The organism is Stackebrandtia nassauensis DSM 44728, from assembly GCF_000024545.1.
Lineage (GTDB): Bacteria > Actinomycetota > Actinomycetes > Mycobacteriales > Micromonosporaceae > Stackebrandtia > Stackebrandtia nassauensis.
Genome location: NC_013947.1, coordinates 1,753,952 through 1,769,530 on the forward strand (window position 1 = coordinate 1,753,952; position 15,579 = coordinate 1,769,530).

Below are 15,579 nucleotides of genomic sequence, written 5' to 3' on the forward strand. Positions count from 1 at the left end.
CCTAGGTCCCGACGAGCTCGCGGCAGGCGGCCAGCGCGTCGGCGACACTGCCGCCCGCGTCCGGGATGGGGTACAGCACCTCGCGGATCCGGCGGTCGGCGTCGACGATGAGCGTCAGCCGCTTGATCCGCCGGACTCCGGCCGCCCGGAACGTCGGCAGCCGCAGCGCGGTGGCCAACCGCAGCTCGGCGTCGGAGAACAGCGGGAACTGGATCCGGTTGGTCCGGGCGAAGGCGGCCTGTTCCTCGGGGCGCTGGGTGCTGACACCGTGGACGGTGGCGCCCAGCGCCGTGAACGCGTCGAGCCGGTCCCGGTACGTGCACGACTCCACAGTGCAGCCGGGCCCGCCGGGAATGCTGGCGGCGTGGGGAAGTCCGGTGGCGGGGTAGAAGTACAGGACCGTGAGCCCGGTGGCGGCGATCGGGTCGATACCGTCCACTTCGGGCACAGCTGTGCCTTTGAGGGCGTGCATCCGCGCGGCCTCGGCCGAGCCGGGCTCAGCGGTCGCGGTGAGGCTGCCGTCGCCCAGCAGCCAGCGGTCGCCGAAGTCCTGCAACGCGGCCAGTACCGGCAGCAGTCCGTGTCCCAGTTCGGTGAGCCGGTACTCGTGTCGGGGCGGATGTTCGCTATAGCGGTCGCGCCTCAGCACGCCGTTGTCGACCAGCGTCGCCAGCCGTTCGGTGAGGACCTTGCGCGAGATGCCCAACTCCGCCCGCAGTTCCTCGAAGCGGTGCCGTCCCCGGGCCACGTCGCGGACGACCAGCAGTGTCCACCATTCGCCGACCACGTCCAGCGACTGGGCGATGGCGCAGTCGCCGTCGGATAGTCGGGTGCGTCGCGGCATGACTGAAGCATAGAGTAAGTTCCCAAAAGAGACTTACTCGGAGACGTCATGCCCCCCACCCCGACCGCTGACCCACCCCGAACCCCGACCCCCGCTGCCGAGCCGCCCCCGCGATCGGGCTGGAGCCGGGTGCCGCGCACCGTGTGGGTGCTGGCCGCCGCCCGGTTCGTGTCCGGCACCGCCACCTTCGTCGCGGTCTACCTGTTCCTGTACCTGACCGGCCCGCGCGGGCTGTCGCTGACGGCCGCCGGGCTGATCAGCGGTGCCGTCGGGGCCGGGATGCTGGCCGGTACCTTCACCGGCGGCTGGTTCTCGGATCGGTTCGGGCACCGGCGGACCATGCTGGTGGCCAGCACGATCGGCGGTCTGTCGCTGCTGGCCGTGCCGTGGCTGCCGATCGGCGTGCTGGCGGTGACCATGCCGCTGGGCTCCTACGCCACCGGCACCGCCGACGTGGCGCAGTCGGCGCTGGTCGCCGAGGCCGTCCCCGCCGGGGACCGGCGCACCGCCATCGCCATCACCCGGGCGGCCTCCAACGCGGGTTTCGTCATCGGGCCGCCGCTGGGTGCCCTGCTGGCGTCGGTGTCGTACACGTGGTTGTTCGTCGTGCAGGCGCTGGTGATGCTGACCGTGCGGCAGGTGGCCGCGCGGCTGCTGCCCGCCGCCCCCACCCGCAAGGCCGCCGCGCCGAGTGACGGCGGGCTGTGGGCCAGCCTGCGGGCCGGACGGACGCTGTTGCTGTTCCTGCCCGCCGTCCTGCTGGCCGACCTGGTGTACCGGCAGCTGTACTCGACGCTGCCGGTCTACCTGCGCGACAGTGGACACGGCGTCGGGCTGTACGCGACCCTCATCGCCGTCGGCTCGGGAGTCATTCTGTGCCTGGAGATCCCGGTGACCCTGGCGCTGCGGCGACTGCCGTCGCTGCGCATCATCGCCACCGGCTACCTGTTGGTGGGCGCGGGCTTCGGACTGCTGGGGGTGAGCACGTCGACATGGGTGCTGGTGATCGCGATGCTCGTGGTCACCGCCGGGGAGATCCTCTACAAGACGACGGCCACCGCCCACGTCGTCGACGCGGCGCCGCCGCAACTGCTGGCCCGCTACCAGGGCCTGTACACCGGCGCGTCCATCAGCGGAGTCGTGCTGGCGCCGCCGATCGGCGCGTTCACGTACGCGATCTCGCCCGCCTCGGTGTGGCCACTGTGTACGGCTGTCGCGGTGATCGCGGCCGGCCTGGCGCTGTGGTCGGGCCGCTCGCGCGGACCGGGGCGCCGCTGGCAGGCAGCGGCGCCCCGGTCCTCCGGTGTGCGCGGTTCTCAGGACGCGACCGGATAGGGGTTGTGTCCATGGGGGAGGTCTTGCGGGGTGTTGGCGGTCGCCGCCCGTGAGTCCGAGTCCGGGCGGGGGTCGCGCCCCATGATCCGGGACGTCAGTGTGCCCAGCCCGATGGCGGCCAGGATCACCCCCGGCATCACCGAGACGCCGTCGGCCGGATATCCGGCTCCCTGGAGCGTCATCAGTGGACCGGTCACCATCGTCGACCCCATGACACCGACCACGATGACGACCACGGTCCCCGGCACGGCCGCCACCGCGATGCCGGTCCACGCCATCCCGGCCCTGCCCGGGTTCCGCACCCGGTCCCACCAGATCGTCGCCAGCACCCATACCGTGTAGGGCAGCCCCAGCAGTGCTCCGAGCATCACGATGCTGCCGAATCCCGGGAGGCCGGCCTGGCCCGACGCGACGCCGAGACCACCGAACACCAGGACCGGCAATCCGATGAGCGCCACCGAGACCGGTGTCGACACTGGACGCTGTCGCGCCGCGACGGCACTGACACCGGCGACCGCCGTCAGCAGCACCAGGACCACAGTGGCCACCGCCGGGAACACCACCGGGGTCGGGACTTCCGGTGCGCCCTCGGACGCGGTCTCCGGCCAGGTCGACTGCGTCAGGATGAACGGCGCGCACATCGCCGCGGTCACGGCGATGCCGATGTGGCCGCGGCGCACCATGGCCGCGCTCGGCGGCGCGAGCAGCATGGTCCGTCCCAGCCACCAGGCCGCGACGAGGACCACCACCCCGAAGCCCACCGCACCGGCCAGGCCCGTGATGCCGGTCCTGTCGAACGCGTCCAGAACCGTGTCGGAGACCAGCAAGCCGCTCGCCGTCACGAAGAGGGTGAGGATCGGTCGGCCGCGGCCGACCATCGCCAGGCCCATCGCCACACAGATGAGGACAATGGACGTGATGCGCAGTTCGGATGCCCACATCATGAACTGGGAGTCGCCAAGATCGGCCATCGCGATCCCCGCCGGGGTGGCGTAGGCGAGGCCGGCCGCCCAGACGGCCAGGCCGATGGCGGCCGTGGCCAGCGCGAAGCCGGTCCGGGGCCGGGAGACGATCAGCGACGCGGAACCGGCGAACTTCGGTGCCGGTCGCGGCGCCGTCACCCGCACCCGGCTGGCCGCGATCGCGTACCACAGGGTGAATCCCGAGGCGACGACCAGCATCGGCATCACCTGTGAGACGCCCGTGTGGGTCAGGTGCTCATCCGCCAGGGGGCCGCCCACGAGCGACATCGGGAACCACAACGCGACCGCCGGTGAGGCGGGCAGCCTGAATCCGATCGAGGCCGCTCCCAGATAGGCGAGCGGAACGGCGAGTACCTCGAGCGCGAACAGGCTCATCGCGATGCCGAGGGCGCGGCCGACGCCCGAGCGGCCACTCCTGGCCAGCGCCACCGCGACCAGTGCGACCACCGCGAACATGGCCATCCACAGGAGCGGACCGTACAGCCAGGTCTGCGCGCTGATCGCGCCCGAGCCGGTGAGCTCCAGCATCTGACCGGCGTCGATCACGATGAGCCCCAAGCCCACCGCCACCGGGGCGCCGACCACCGACACCACTCGCGCGGCGCGGCCGCGGGGGTCGGGCAGCAGCGGCATGCGTCGTCCTATCACGACACCCAGCCACGCGGTCAGGACGATGATGCCGAGCAGGGCCAGCGCGGACGCGACGGTGATGATCGCCGGTCGCTCACCACTGGGGTCGGTGTGGGTTCCCGTCACCGCCCCGAGGACCCCCGGCACCATGCCCCGCGCCGTACCCGCCAGCAGCGAACAGACCACGCCCATCCCGAACAGCACCGCCCAGGGCCGCAGCCGCTGTCCGAGCTGCGGCGCCATCTCGCGCCAGCCGCGCGGCACCCGGTTCTCGTCCGGTGCCGGTGGGGAGGCGGCGAGGCTGAAGGCGTACCGCAGCTGTTCCCAGGCGCGCCGACCTCCCGATGTGGACGCGTCGCTTCTGATCTCGTGCATCTCGGCCGTCCATTCTCGATACCGTTCGTCCCGCATGTCGGCGGGCCACCGTCGCGCCGCGACCTTCAGGCAGCGCTCGGTGAAACTGTCGATCACCGTCATGTCGTCCTCGGCTTTCCGATCGGTCCCAGCGCCCGGGTCAGCTGGTCGCGCAGGGCGGCCAGTTCGTCGCGGGCGGCGACCACGCCGTCGGGGGTCAGCCGGTAGAAGCGCCGTGCCGGGCGGCCCTCCGTCTCGGGGTCGATGTCCTCCCAGGAGGCCGACAGCCATTCGGCGCGTTCCAGCCGCGCCAGGATCGGATACAGCGTGCCGCTGGGCAGGCCGGTCTCCTTGATCATGTCCCGTCCGTACCGTTCGGCGCCGATATCGGACAGGAAGCAGGACAACACCTGGGCCACCGTGTTCGTGACCTTGATCTTCGCAACCATGGTCGTCACTCTACCTAGGTCTTGGTATTTCGTCTACCTAGGGGTCCACCTGCGCTGTCGCGAGGCGCCGTCCGGCGGACCGCAAGTCGCCGACCGGCCAGTCCTGCGGCGGAAATCCTCGCCGGTCGGCCAGCCACACCTGCCGTTCGGACGCCCCGAACCGGCTCGTGCGCGCCTACGGTCGGGGGCATGTGGCGACGTTTCGGACCCGTGATCGGGTTGTTCCTGTTGGCGCCGTTCTTCGGCGAGTTCGTGCTCGGCAACCTCACCCTGAGCGAACTGCCGCTCGGGGTGCTCCTGGCACCGATGTACGGCTGTGGCGCGCTTCTGGTGCGCGAACTGGGACGCCGCTTCGGCGGCGGCTGGCCCACCATGGCGCTGCTGGCGGTCGCCTACGCGCTGGCCGAGGAGGGCCCCATAGACCAGCTACTGTGGAACGACTCCTACGCTGGCCACGACTACATCAGCGGTCCGTCCTATGTGCCCGTGCTGGGAACCAGCGTGGCGGCGATCCAGGTCGTCATCGCGCTGCACGCCGTGTGGAGCATCTGCGTCCCGATCGCCATCGCCGAGGCATTCACCCGCGACCGCCGCACCACCCCGTGGCTGCGACTGCCGGGCCTGACGGTCGTGGGCGTGCTGTGGGTGGCGGGCTCGTTGTTGGTCTTCTACGGCAACTACGTCGAAGAGCGCTTCATGGCCTCACCCGCGCAGTTCATCACGGCGGGCGTCGTCATCGGCGCGCTGATCGTCGCCGCCTTCGCCATCCGGGGACGGCGGCTGGCGCCGATGGCCGGGCCCGCCCCCGCGCCCTGGCTCGTCGGCGGTTTCGGCCTGGTCGCGACCAGCCTCTACTGGGCCCCGAACAACCTCGTCACCGACACCCTGTCCTTCGAGTGGATCGGCGTCGCGATCTGGTTCCTGGTGGTGGCGGTCGGCGTGTTCGCGGTGTCGCGCTGGTCCCGCCGGGACGGCTGGGACCACCGGCACCGCTACGCCCTCGGCGCCGGGGCGGCGCTGACCTACGTGTGGATGTCGTTCCCGGTGCGACCGGAGACGGGCGGCTCGGTCACCGTCGATCTGGTCAGCAACGTCGTCATCGGGACGCTGGCGGTGCTGATCCTGTGGCTGGCATGGCGACGAGTACACAACGGACCGTCCGCGACGTCCACGGTAAACGGTTTCCAATCGGCTCCCTGACCTGGTACGTCACCGCCAGATCACAATTACATGTACATATCGAGATTTATGGAAGTGTTGTATTCCGGGTATACATGCTCACTTGATCGGATGCCCCCGTCCGTGCCCCTGAGAAAGGCAAGTGAGACAACCATGCCCAAGACGATCATGACCCGACGCAACGTCCTGCTCGCGGGAATCACCGGCCTGGTGGCCGCCCCGCTGGTGGGCGGTATCGCGATGGCGGACGCCGCCGCGAAGGTTTATATCGACCCCGGCCACGGCGGCTCCGACTCCGGCGCCGTCGGCCACGGTCTCCAGGAGAAGGCCCTCACGCTCGACATCTCGCTGCGACTGCGGGACCTGTTGAACGCCAACGGCAACGTCGAAGTACGCATGTCCCGTGACACCGACATCGACCGCAGCCTCAGCTACCGCACCTCCGACGCCAACTCCTGGGGCGCCGGGTTCTTCATCAGCGTGCACATCAACTCCGGCGGCGGCACCGGCTTCGAGTCCTACCGCTACACCGGCACCACCGGCGACACCCAGCGCGCCCAGGAGACCATCCACCCGGCGGTCTACGGCGCCATGACCGGCGTCGGCCAGACCCCCGACCGGGGCATCAAGACCGCCAACTTCCATGTGCTGCGTGAGACCGCGATGCCCGCCGTCCTGACCGAGAACCTGTTCATCGACCGGGCCGAGGACGCCGCGCTGCTGGGCAACGCGGACTTCATCGCCGCGGTCGCGCAGGGGCACGCCAACGGAATCCTGTCCTACCTCGGCGTGTGATCAGTAGGTGCGACGGTCGGCGTCGAACCCGGCATGAGCCGTCTGGGACGGCTTCGGCGCTGAACCGTCGCTCCCGCTCAACCCTCGGCGGCCTCGACGGAGACCGCGACCCCGTCGAGGATGCGCTCCAGGCCGTACGCGAAGTCGGTGTCCTCGGCCGGATCGTCCGATGTGGGCTGATCGGAGGGCGTGAACGTCGCCGAGGCCATCAACCGGGCCGTCTCCGGAAACCGTTCCGCGTCGATCAACCGCGCCACGTGCGTCGCCCACGCGGCCTCGGCCTGCGCCTGCTCCATCCCGGAGATCTCGCGACGCCGCCGTGAGCTCTCCATCTGCAGTACGAAGGTCCGCACGTACCCGCTCACCAGCATGATGGTGCCGACCTTCTGCGGCCAGTCCAGTCCCGTCTCCCGCAGCGCCCGCAACCCCAGTTCCAGCCAGGCGATCTGGTTCGGCCCCGAGGGCGGGCCGGTGATCGGAACATGATGGATCCACGGGTGTCGATGCGCCTGCCGCAGCTGGGCCGCCGCCCACGAGCGCAGGCTCGTTCGCCAGTCGTCGGGGAAGTACTCGACTTCTGAGGTGTCGGAGGCGGCGGCGTCGACCATGAGCTCCAGCAGCTCGTCCATCGAGCCCATGTACCGGTACAGCGACATGGGGGAGTAGCCCAGGTGCTTGGCGAGCTTCGCCAGCGTGACCCCAGTCAGTCCCTCGCGGTCGGCCAGCTCGACGGCGGCGGCCACGACCCTGCCCCCGTCGAGTTCGGCGGGACGGCCGCGTTTGGCGGGCGCCGACAGGCCCCACAGCCTGCGCAGTTGGGCCGGTACTTCGTCCTCAGTGGTCATGGTCTCCTCGGTTCCGAAGGGCGCTGCCGAAAGTATCCCAGGCTTTCTCAGGGTTCTCACCGATGTCGGCCCCAATTAGTGTGTGTTAAATACTAATAATAAGTGTTCGATGAATACTAATTCGTTTCGGAGAGGAAACCCCGATGTCCCAGACACTTCCGCCACCGGCCGCCCACGCCGCCCGCGGCCCGGTGCGAGCCCGCGAACGCGCACTGGCGCCCGACCTGGCCCGCGGCTTCATGCTGCTGTTCATCGCGCTCGCCAATGCCGGTGGCGTGGTCTTCGCGGCCACCGAACCCGCCATCGAACCGACACCGCACGGCTTCGAGAGCGTCGTCAACTTCGGCATGATGATGTTCGTCAGCGGGCACGCGTACCCGATGTTCGCCGTCATGTTCGGCTACGGCTTGGTCCAGATGTCCCGCCGCCAGCGGGAAGCGGGCGCCAGCACCGCCGCGGCACGCGACACCCTGGTGCGCCGCAACGCCTGGCTCATCGCCTTCGGTGCGGTGCACGCCGTGCTGCTGTACTTCGGCGACTTCCTCGCCGCCTACGGGCTGGTCGGCATCATCGCCGCCTGCCTGCTGCTCAACCGTGGCGACAAGTTCCACCGCGTCATCGTGTGGCTGTGGGGCCTGGTTCTCGTCGAGGCCGCCGTCTTCATGGCCCTGGTGTACCCGAGTCTGAGCACCGACTTCGGCGCGACCCCGAAGCCCGCCCGCGTCGACTCGCTGGCGGCCACCAGCTACGGGGAGTCCCTTGTCGACCGGCTCGCCGAGTGGCCGCTGCACACCGCGTCCGTCCTGGGCTTCATCTTCATCGTGTGGCTGGGCATGTGGGCGGCCCGCCGCCGCGTGCTGGAGGAACCGGCCCGCCACCGTCCGCTCCTCATCGGTGCCACCGTCGTGGGGCTTGGCGTCGGCTTCCTCGGTTCGCTGCCGCAGGCGCTGGTCAGTGCCGGAGCACTGTCGACGGACAACGCCGACCTGACGCTGCTGTTGCACAACCTCGGCGGCATGTACTCCGGACCCGGCTACGTCGCGGCCTTCGGCCTTATCGCGCTGTGGCTGACGAAGAACCGCGCCGCCCCCACCGACACCCTCATCACCGGATCGCTGGTGGCGCTGGGCCGCCGCTCGCTGTCGGGGTACCTGTTCCAGTCGGTGTCGTGGTTCGTCCTGCTGCTGCCGTTCACGTTCGCGATGCCGCAGTGGTTCGGCAACAAGACGCTGCTGTACCTGCTCGTCGCCACCGCGACCTGGCTGGCCACAGTGGTGACAGCGGCGGCGCTGCAACGCCGCGGCCACCCCGGCCCGGCTGAGGCCCTGCTGCGCCGCCTCGCCTACGGCCCCCGCCGCTGACACCCGCCCGCCTCGCGCCCCGAGCAAAGCTCGGGGCGAGGGGCGGGGCGGCTGGCCCGCTCAGGGTTCGAGCGGCTGACGGCTGGCGAGCTTGGTGCGTGGGCGGCTAACCGCTGTGGGGCTCAGTCGAAGGGCGGGCCCGTGAAGTTGTAGGTCACCGCGATGCTCGCGAACGTCAACGCCGCCAACGACAACAGCGAGTACGACACCCGCCCGCTCACCCGCCACCAGCCGCGCAGCCACGACACCACCGAAGCGACCGCCATGCCCGCGGCCCCCAGCACCACCACGCTGGCCGCCGTCATGATCGCGTACACCAGCGGCGAACCCAGCCACAGCATCTGAATCCCGACGTCCCGATTGGACAGCAACAGGTACAGCCCGACGACCACCGCGACCGCCAGCGCCGACGTCAGCCAGCCCAACAGCCGCGAGAACTTGCCAGGCCCAGACTGTCCCCGGCGTCGCAGCGCCACGATCGGCAGCACGATCACACCCGCGAGCATGGCCACGAGAGCCGCCGCTGTCAGATACAGATGCAGCACGGGGGACTCGTACCAGGCTTGCTTGAGATAGACCTGGTTCTGCCCCGTCGATCCGGTGAGCACACCGTCCTCGAACGCGATGGTCCCCCGGCCGTCCACCTCCCGGAAGAACCCGGGCTTGGTCTGCACCCACTTCTGGCTGTCGGCGTCGGCGTGTGTCGACAGTGTCTTGTCACTGGTGGTCAGCGTCCCGTCGGCGTTGGCCGTGACGATGACCCGCGACTGTCCGACGACCCGCAGCTTCGCGATGCTGTGCCGCGAGACCCGCGAACCCTGGTACACGCCTTCGTACTCCGACACGTCGCTGTCGTCGACGGCCGTGGGTTTGCCCACGTCGTCGCCGGGGTAGTAAGTGTCAGTGACGGCCTCGCCAATCGCGGCCAGGTCGAGGCCGTCACCACCGTCGCCGTTGACGGCGAAGAAGATCCCCAGATCGTGCTCGGGCAGCAGGATCATGTCATTGTGGAATCCCATGCCGTCGCCGTCCTTGGCCAGGACGCGCTGGCCGTTGCGGGGCTGCTCCTCGTAGACATAGCCGATCCCCGGCATCCCCGCGTGCGACGTGTGGTGCTGTTTCATCATGTTCTCCGGGATGCCCTCGCCCAGTAGGGAATCGTTCGACAGCTGGTCGATCATGAAGCGGGACATGTCGGCGGCCGTGACCACATGACCCGGACCGGTCGGGGTCCAAGGGTCGAAGTTGGGCGGCGTCGTGACCTGCTTGTCGCCGTCGAGACGGTAGCCGGTCGCGAGGTTCTTCGCGATCGTGTCCGGGTGCGGCTGGGTGGCCGTGGATCCGGTCATCCCCAGCGGCTTGTGGACGTTCTCGCGGATGTACTCGTCGTAGGGGGTCTCGGACACTCGCTCCACTATGTATCCCGCGAGTGTGACCCCGTAGTTGTCATAGGCGAGAACGGTTCCCGGCGGCTCCACCCGCTCGGGCAGATAGTCGACAACACTGTCCCGCAGCGACATCAGCTCCTCGGCGTCGGTGACGGACTTGCCGAGCATCCCGTAGTCGGGGTCGAACCCCGAGGTGTGGGTCAGCAAATGCTCCACAGTGATGGGTTCGCCGGGATGGGTGTCGGGGATGTCGAAGTCCAGGTACTCGTTGACATCGGCGTCGAGGTCGAGCTTTCCCTTGGCCTCCAACTGAAGCACCGCTGCCGCGGTGAACAGCTTCGCGGTGGACGCGGCGTAGAACCCGGTCGTGTCGGGGTCGACCGGGGTCTTGTCGTCGATGTCGGCGTAGCCGTAACCCTGGGAGTAGATCTCCTCCCCACCGGACACGATCGACACCGCCGCGCCGGGAACCTCGCCCTCCTCCAGCTGTTCCTTCGCGACTTTGTCGACGAGTGAGCCGACGTCGGACAGGTCGGGCTCCTTGTCGGGCTTGGCGTGCGCCGGAACCGCCACGGTGACGGCCGCCAGCGCGACGACGGCGGCGAGACCCGCCGCACGGGTAAACATTGTGGACACGTATTCCTCCCATTGTGTCGGGCGACGTGTCAACAATGTCGACGAAAGTAACCTCCGGCATCGGGGATGACCCGGTAAACCGGCTCCGGGTTTCTACTGGGAACGATCGCGGGGCAGACCCAGGTCCTCCGCCGACAGATCCTCACCGTCGGTGTGGAACGCCTGGTAGACAAGACTTGCCGGTTCCGGCACACCCCACACGTCGCGCAGCGCCGTCACGCACCGCTCCGCCAGCTGGCCGCATGCCTCGGCGGTCGCCGGATGGATCTCCGACACCCAGTTGCCCTTGCGGTCGGCCGCGCCGGGCCTGCTCCAGCCCGCCCGCGTCAGCGTGTCGACGGACTCGTCGGACAACCGCAGGTCCTTGGGCAGGTACCTCTTGGCGCTGGACACCTCGGCGTAGATACCGCCGGGGTTGACGACGAACTGGACATACGCCAGCGGCTGGGCGGACTGCGACAGGATCAAGGTCGCGTCCAATTGCGAGTCCCCGGCGAGCCGGGCCAGCACGGTGCCCAGCCGCTGCGCGAAATCAGGCCATTGCATCAACCCACGATAGCGGCCGGGCACTCTGGGTGAAACCACATCGGTGCCGCGGCTTCAGATTCGAAGCCACACCTTGCCGGTGGTGCGGCGCTCGCGCATGTCGGTCAGGGCCCGCTTCACCTCGTCGAACGGGTATTCGGCTGACACCAGTGGGTTCAGGGCCCCGGATGTGATGAGCCCGAACATGTCCGCGACCGGACCGGCGAAGATCTCGGGGCGGTTGAGTACCGGGCCGATCCAGAAACCGCCGACGGCGGCGTTGCGCTCGGCGAGTTTTTCGGGGTCGACGAGGCCGCGGCCCTCGTTTCCGGCGTCGCCGTAGGAGTAGACGCGGCCGAACGGGGCCAGGACCTCCACGGCCGCCGCCAGGATCGGACCCGCGTTGGCGTCCAGGACCACGTCGGCGCCCGCGCCGCCGGTGGCCGCCAGGACGCGGTCGACGTAGGTGTCGGGGTCGGCGTCGATGGCGACGTCGGCGCCCAGTTTCAGGGCCAGTTCCCGTTTCTCAGGCGTCGAGGCCACGGCGATGACGCGTCCGGCGCCGAAGTGGCGGGCCAGCTGGACCAGCAGTGACCCGACGCCACCGGCGGCCGCGTGCACCACCACCGTCTCGCCCTCGGTCAGGCGGGCGGCGCTGCGCAGCAGGTGCCAGGCCGTCAAGCCCTGCACCAGGACCGCGAGCGCCTGGCCGTCGTCGATCGGGTCGGGGACCTCGACGGCGTGGTGGGCTTCGACGGCCGCGCGGGTGGCGTAACCGCCGCCGCCACGGGTCAGGCCCGCGATGCGGCGGCCGTCGGCGGTGCGGCCGACGACCTCGCCGCCCAGGATGTGCGGCAGTACCTTCGGGGGGTCGTAGACGCCCGCGACGCGTTCGATGTCGGCGTAGTTGACGCCCGAGGCGGTGACGTTGATCAACAGTTGGTCGCCGGTGGGGACGGGGTCGGCGACCTCGTCGACGGTCAGGACCTCGGGTCCGCCGGGTTGGTGGAACCTGATGGCGCGCATGGGATCTCCTCAATGTGGATCGGTCGCGCAAGCCTAGGTACGCGCTGGTCTCGTCGGACAGGTGCGCGCGTCGATGGATGGGAGCGTTCCATGAGCGTTGTTCATGGAAGCGGCTACAGTTCCGCTGTGACCGACGATCTCCAGTTCGCCGAGCTGCGGGTCCTGGACGCGGTGGACCGCGAGGGCAGCTTCTCGGCGGCAGCGATCCGGCTGGGGCTGACCCAGTCGGCGGTGTCGCACGCCGTGCGCACCGCCGAACGCAAGATCGGCGCGGTCCTGTTCGACCGGGGCCGGCACGGTGCCCGTCCCACCGCCGCCGGGCAGCGGGCCGTGGTGCACGCGCGCGGGATCCTGCGGCTGTCGCACGTGTTGAGTGTGGACGCCCGGCTGGCGGCGGGGACGCAGGTGGAGACGACGGTGCGGATCTCGGCGTTCCGGTCGGCGGCGGCGCATATCCTGCCCACCGCGTTGGCGCGCCTGAAGAACAGCTGTCGCGAGGTGGCCGCCGAGGTCAGCATCGTGCGCGACCTCGGCGAGGGGCCGGCCGGTGAGGTGGCGGCCGGGCGCAGCGACGTCGCGATCGTCAACCTGCCGCACCACCTGAACGGCGAACCCGAGCTGGTCACCGGGGAGTTGTTCACGGAGCGGTTCGTCCTCATCCACCCCAAGGGGCGCGAGGAGCTGGACCGGTTGGCGCTCATCAACTGGGACGAGAACTGCGACGCCGTCACCGGTAAGTGGTTTCGTTCCCAGGACTGGCTTCCCGAGCCGTCGATCCAGGTCGCCGACGACAGTGTGCTGCTGTCGATGGTCGCCCACGGTATGGGTATGGCGGTGGTGCCCCGGCTGGTGACGCTCAGCGCCCCCGACTCCGTCGCGGTGCGCGAACTCGGCCCCGAAGGTCCACAGCAGACTATCGGATATGTGACAACCCCGGAGCTGGCGCGGGGGATCGTCGTGCGCACCCTGATCCGGGAGTTGCGCACGGTCAGATATATCGGAATCTTATGTGCCGCAACGGTTCCAATCAGTTACTGGATATGGGATGGTGGTATCAATGCTCCCCGTGTTCATCCTGATGCACAGTCCATCGGTTGGTCCGGCCACCTGGGGACCAACCGCGGAGATACTGCGCTCACGGAACATCGACACCTGCGTGCCGTCGTTCGTGGAGATCGCCGGCGCCGGGCCACCCTATTGGCCCAGAGTCATGGCCGCCGTCAGCGACTGCATGTCCTCCAAGGACGCCAGCCGGGAAGTGGTGCTGGTGGCCCATAGCAACGCTGGCTTGTTCGTCCCCGCCGTCATGGCCAGCCTCTCCCACCGGGTGCGGGCCGCCGTCTTCGTCGACGCCGCGTTGCCCGCGCACGCGGAGGAATCCCCCATGGCATCGGCCGAGGTACTGGAACAACTCGCTGATCTGGCCGACGAGGACGATCTTCTGCCGCCGTGGACGGACTGGTTCCCCAAGTCCGAGATGGCCGCGCTGTTCCCCGACGAGCGAACCCGCCGTCGGGTCTGCGCCGAGCAGCCGCGGCTTCCACTGTCCTATTTCAAGGAGAGCGTGCCGGTGTCACTGGGCTGGGACACCGGCCGCTGCGGCTATATCGCGTTCAGTCCGGCCTATGAGCGGCTCGCCGCCGAGGCGGTCGAACACGGCTGGCTGGTCCGGTGGCTGCCCGGCGGCCACCTGCACCAGCTCGTCGATCCGGTGGCGGTCACCGAGGCCATCGTCGAGGTCAGCACCTGGACGCTGGACGTCATTCAGTCGAGCGTCCCGCCGCCGACTCGCGGATCGCGGGCCTCGTCGGCACCGTTATCCGCCGCAGGTACTCGCTCACCTGCCTCGCGTCGCGGCAGGTCAGTCCGATGTAGCCGTCCGGGCGCACCAGCGTGAATGCGTCGCCGGTCGGGGAGGCCCGCACCCGGTGAACCCGCACCCCCGGGTCCAGCTCCGCGGGTGGTTCGGCCGCCGCCAGCAGCGTCCAGTGCGGCCCGCGATACAGGTCGAACAGCCGCAGCCGCTCACCGTCCACGGAGGTGACGACGCCGTCGGCGGCGCGGTCCCCGGCGCGCTCGCCCACCGACAGCGGCGAGTACCGGTAGTGGATCCCCAGCTGGTCGGTGTCGGCGCCGCGCTTGAACGCCTTGGTCACCGAGGTCGCGGCGGTGTCGTGCAGCCGGGTGCTCAGTCCCAGCACCACCGCGGCGACCGGAAGCCGTTCGGCCTCATAGGTTTCCAGCAGTTCCTCGTCGGCGCCCGCCAGCACGGCGGCCAGCTTCCAGCCCAGGTTGTAGGCGTCCTGCACGCCGGTGTTGAGCCCTTGGCCACCGGCCGGGGAGTGGACGTGGGCGGCGTCGCCCGCGATCAGCGCCCGGCCGTCGCGGTAGCGGCGCGCCATCCGGATGTTGGCCCGCCACACCGAGGACCACGCCACCTCGGCCACCCGGGCCGAGCGCGCGCCCGCGTCGGCCAGCCGTCGCTGGATCGCCTCGCGGGTCAGTTCGGGGGTCTCACCCGGCCGCAGCGGCGCGATCAGCTGGAACAGTTCGGTTCCCGGCAGCGGTGCCATCGCCAGCATGAACCGCCGCCGCAGCGGCTTGACGTAGGCGCGCCACACGTCCCGGTCGACGCCCGACAGCCGCACGTCGGCGACGATCATCCGCTCGGCCTCGCGGGTCTGGCCCTCGAACGGGATGCCCAGCCGCTTGCGGACCACGCTGTGCGCGCCGTCGGCGCCCACCAGGTACCGCACCCGCGTGGTCTCGTCGCCCAGCCGCGCGGTCACGCCCTCGGCGTCCTGGGTGAAGTCGGTGAGCGCGACGCCGAACTCGACCTCGACGCCCAGCCCGGTCAGCCGGTCCCGCAGCACCCGTTCGGTGTGGTTCTGCGGGATCATCAGCAGGTTCGGGTACGGGGTCTGGGCGGTCGGTGCGGTGATCTTCCCGATCCGGGCCCGCCACACCGGCACCCGTCCGGCGTAGACCCGGATCGGCAGGTACGGCCCGCCAAGCGCCAGCACCTCCTCAACGACCCCCAGGTCGTCGAAGACCTCCAGCGTGCGCGGTTGCAGGCCCTTGCCCCGGGAACCGTGGAACGGCTGCGGGCTCTTGTCGATGACGCGCACCGCGACGCCGCGCCGGGCCAGTTCGATCGCCGCCACCAGGCCGGTCGGTCCGGCTCCGGCGATGAGTACCTCGGTCATGAATCCTCCTGAACACTGTTCAT

Annotated in this window: 13 protein-coding genes; 5 read left to right on the top strand and 8 right to left on the bottom strand. The window is 69.7% G+C overall.

Annotated features, from left to right (window positions below; translation table 11 throughout):
* Position 1 precedes the first annotated feature (1 nt).
* On the bottom strand, positions 2-844 hold the full coding sequence (locus SNAS_RS08190; RefSeq protein WP_013016936.1) for a winged helix-turn-helix transcriptional regulator: 843 nt from the start codon (positions 842-844) through the stop codon (positions 2-4).
* Positions 845-892: 48 nt separating this feature from the next.
* Here SNAS_RS08190 and SNAS_RS08195 point away from each other — a divergent pair, with 48 nt between their 5' ends.
* Positions 893-2,179 (top strand): MFS transporter, encoded by a 1,287-nt coding sequence (locus SNAS_RS08195; protein ID WP_013016937.1) that lies wholly within the window; start codon positions 893-895, stop codon positions 2,177-2,179.
* Here the strand turns inward: SNAS_RS08195 and SNAS_RS08200 are convergent.
* Together SNAS_RS08200 and SNAS_RS08205 are read right to left on the bottom strand one after the other, a co-directional pair.
* Positions 2,161-4,269 carry a hypothetical protein gene (locus SNAS_RS08200; RefSeq protein WP_013016938.1) on the bottom strand — a complete coding sequence of 703 codons (2,109 nt, stop codon included), beginning with the start codon at positions 4,267-4,269 and terminating at the stop codon, positions 2,161-2,163. The genes SNAS_RS08195 and SNAS_RS08200 overlap by 19 nt on opposite strands.
* Complete coding sequence (locus SNAS_RS08205) at positions 4,266-4,595, bottom strand: PadR family transcriptional regulator (protein ID WP_013016939.1); 330 nt, start codon at positions 4,593-4,595, stop codon at positions 4,266-4,268. Before SNAS_RS08205 ends, SNAS_RS08200 begins: the two co-directional genes overlap by 4 nt.
* A gap of 189 nt (positions 4,596-4,784) precedes the next feature.
* Here SNAS_RS08205 and SNAS_RS08210 point away from each other — a divergent pair, with 189 nt between their 5' ends.
* The gene (locus SNAS_RS08210) at positions 4,785-5,795 is read left to right on the top strand and encodes a DUF998 domain-containing protein (protein ID WP_013016940.1); all 1,011 of its coding nucleotides are present in this window, start codon (positions 4,785-4,787) and stop codon (positions 5,793-5,795) included.
* 132 nt (positions 5,796-5,927) lie between these two features.
* Positions 5,928-6,569: an N-acetylmuramoyl-L-alanine amidase family protein gene (locus tag SNAS_RS08215; protein WP_013016941.1), complete on the top strand. Its 642-nt coding sequence runs from the start codon at positions 5,928-5,930 to the stop codon at positions 6,567-6,569.
* A 77-nt stretch (positions 6,570-6,646) separates the two neighbouring features.
* On the opposite strand, the gene SNAS_RS08220 is transcribed toward SNAS_RS08215, so the two are convergent.
* Positions 6,647-7,414 (bottom strand): TetR/AcrR family transcriptional regulator, encoded by a 768-nt coding sequence (locus SNAS_RS08220; RefSeq protein ID WP_013016942.1) that lies wholly within the window; start codon positions 7,412-7,414, stop codon positions 6,647-6,649.
* Positions 7,415-7,557: 143 nt separating this feature from the next.
* Here SNAS_RS08220 and SNAS_RS08225 point away from each other — a divergent pair, with 143 nt between their 5' ends.
* Positions 7,558-8,775, top strand: a complete 1,218-nt coding sequence (locus SNAS_RS08225) for a DUF418 domain-containing protein (protein WP_013016943.1) — start codon at positions 7,558-7,560, stop codon at positions 8,773-8,775.
* Positions 8,776-8,897: 122 nt separating this feature from the next.
* Here the strand turns inward: SNAS_RS08225 and SNAS_RS08230 are convergent, their stop codons facing one another.
* The 3 genes from SNAS_RS08230 to SNAS_RS08240 all read right to left on the bottom strand — a co-directional run bounded on the left by SNAS_RS08230 (position 8,898) and on the right by SNAS_RS08240 (position 12,350).
* Complete coding sequence (locus SNAS_RS08230; protein ID WP_052304953.1) at positions 8,898-10,790, bottom strand: serine hydrolase domain-containing protein; 1,893 nt, start codon at positions 10,788-10,790, stop codon at positions 8,898-8,900.
* A 102-nt stretch (positions 10,791-10,892) separates the two neighbouring features.
* Positions 10,893-11,345, bottom strand: coding sequence for a TY-Chap domain-containing protein (locus SNAS_RS08235; protein ID WP_013016945.1), 453 nt, complete (start codon positions 11,343-11,345; stop codon positions 10,893-10,895).
* A gap of 54 nt (positions 11,346-11,399) precedes the next feature.
* Positions 11,400-12,350: a quinone oxidoreductase family protein gene (locus SNAS_RS08240; RefSeq protein WP_013016946.1), complete on the bottom strand. Its 951-nt coding sequence runs from the start codon at positions 12,348-12,350 to the stop codon at positions 11,400-11,402.
* Positions 12,351-12,476: 126 nt separating this feature from the next.
* On the opposite strand from SNAS_RS08240, the gene SNAS_RS08245 reads away from it, so the two are divergent.
* A complete protein-coding gene (locus SNAS_RS08245) occupies positions 12,477-13,628 on the top strand; it encodes a LysR family transcriptional regulator (RefSeq protein ID WP_244409124.1) in 1,152 nt (383 codons plus the stop codon).
* Between the two features lie 482 nt (positions 13,629-14,110).
* Here the strand turns inward: SNAS_RS08245 and SNAS_RS08255 are convergent, their stop codons facing one another.
* On the bottom strand, positions 14,111-15,556 hold the full coding sequence (locus SNAS_RS08255) for an FAD-dependent monooxygenase (RefSeq protein ID WP_013016947.1): 1,446 nt from the start codon (positions 15,554-15,556) through the stop codon (positions 14,111-14,113).
* Between the last annotated feature and the right edge of the window lie 23 nt (positions 15,557-15,579).

Bases quoted from the DNA above. Each gene is read 5' to 3' on its own strand.
- SNAS_RS08190 (WP_013016936.1), bottom strand. From the start codon at position 844: ATGCCGCGACGCACCCGACTATCCGACGGCGACTGCGCCATCGCCCAG.
- SNAS_RS08195 (WP_013016937.1), top strand. From the start codon at position 893: ATGCCCCCCACCCCGACCGCTGACCCACCCCGAACCCCGACCCCCGCT.
- SNAS_RS08200 (WP_013016938.1), bottom strand. From the start codon at position 4,269: ATGACGGTGATCGACAGTTTCACCGAGCGCTGCCTGAAGGTCGCGGCG.
- SNAS_RS08205 (WP_013016939.1), bottom strand. From the start codon at position 4,595: ATGGTTGCGAAGATCAAGGTCACGAACACGGTGGCCCAGGTGTTGTCC.
- SNAS_RS08210 (WP_013016940.1), top strand. From the start codon at position 4,785: ATGTGGCGACGTTTCGGACCCGTGATCGGGTTGTTCCTGTTGGCGCCG.
- SNAS_RS08215 (WP_013016941.1), top strand. From the start codon at position 5,928: ATGCCCAAGACGATCATGACCCGACGCAACGTCCTGCTCGCGGGAATC.
- SNAS_RS08220 (WP_013016942.1), bottom strand. From the start codon at position 7,414: ATGACCACTGAGGACGAAGTACCGGCCCAACTGCGCAGGCTGTGGGGC.
- SNAS_RS08225 (WP_013016943.1), top strand. From the start codon at position 7,558: ATGTCCCAGACACTTCCGCCACCGGCCGCCCACGCCGCCCGCGGCCCG.
- SNAS_RS08230 (WP_052304953.1), bottom strand. From the start codon at position 10,790: ATGTTTACCCGTGCGGCGGGTCTCGCCGCCGTCGTCGCGCTGGCGGCC.
- SNAS_RS08235 (WP_013016945.1), bottom strand. From the start codon at position 11,345: ATGCAATGGCCTGATTTCGCGCAGCGGCTGGGCACCGTGCTGGCCCGG.
- SNAS_RS08240 (WP_013016946.1), bottom strand. From the start codon at position 12,350: ATGCGCGCCATCAGGTTCCACCAACCCGGCGGACCCGAGGTCCTGACC.
- SNAS_RS08255 (WP_013016947.1), bottom strand. From the start codon at position 15,556: ATGACCGAGGTACTCATCGCCGGAGCCGGACCGACCGGCCTGGTGGCG.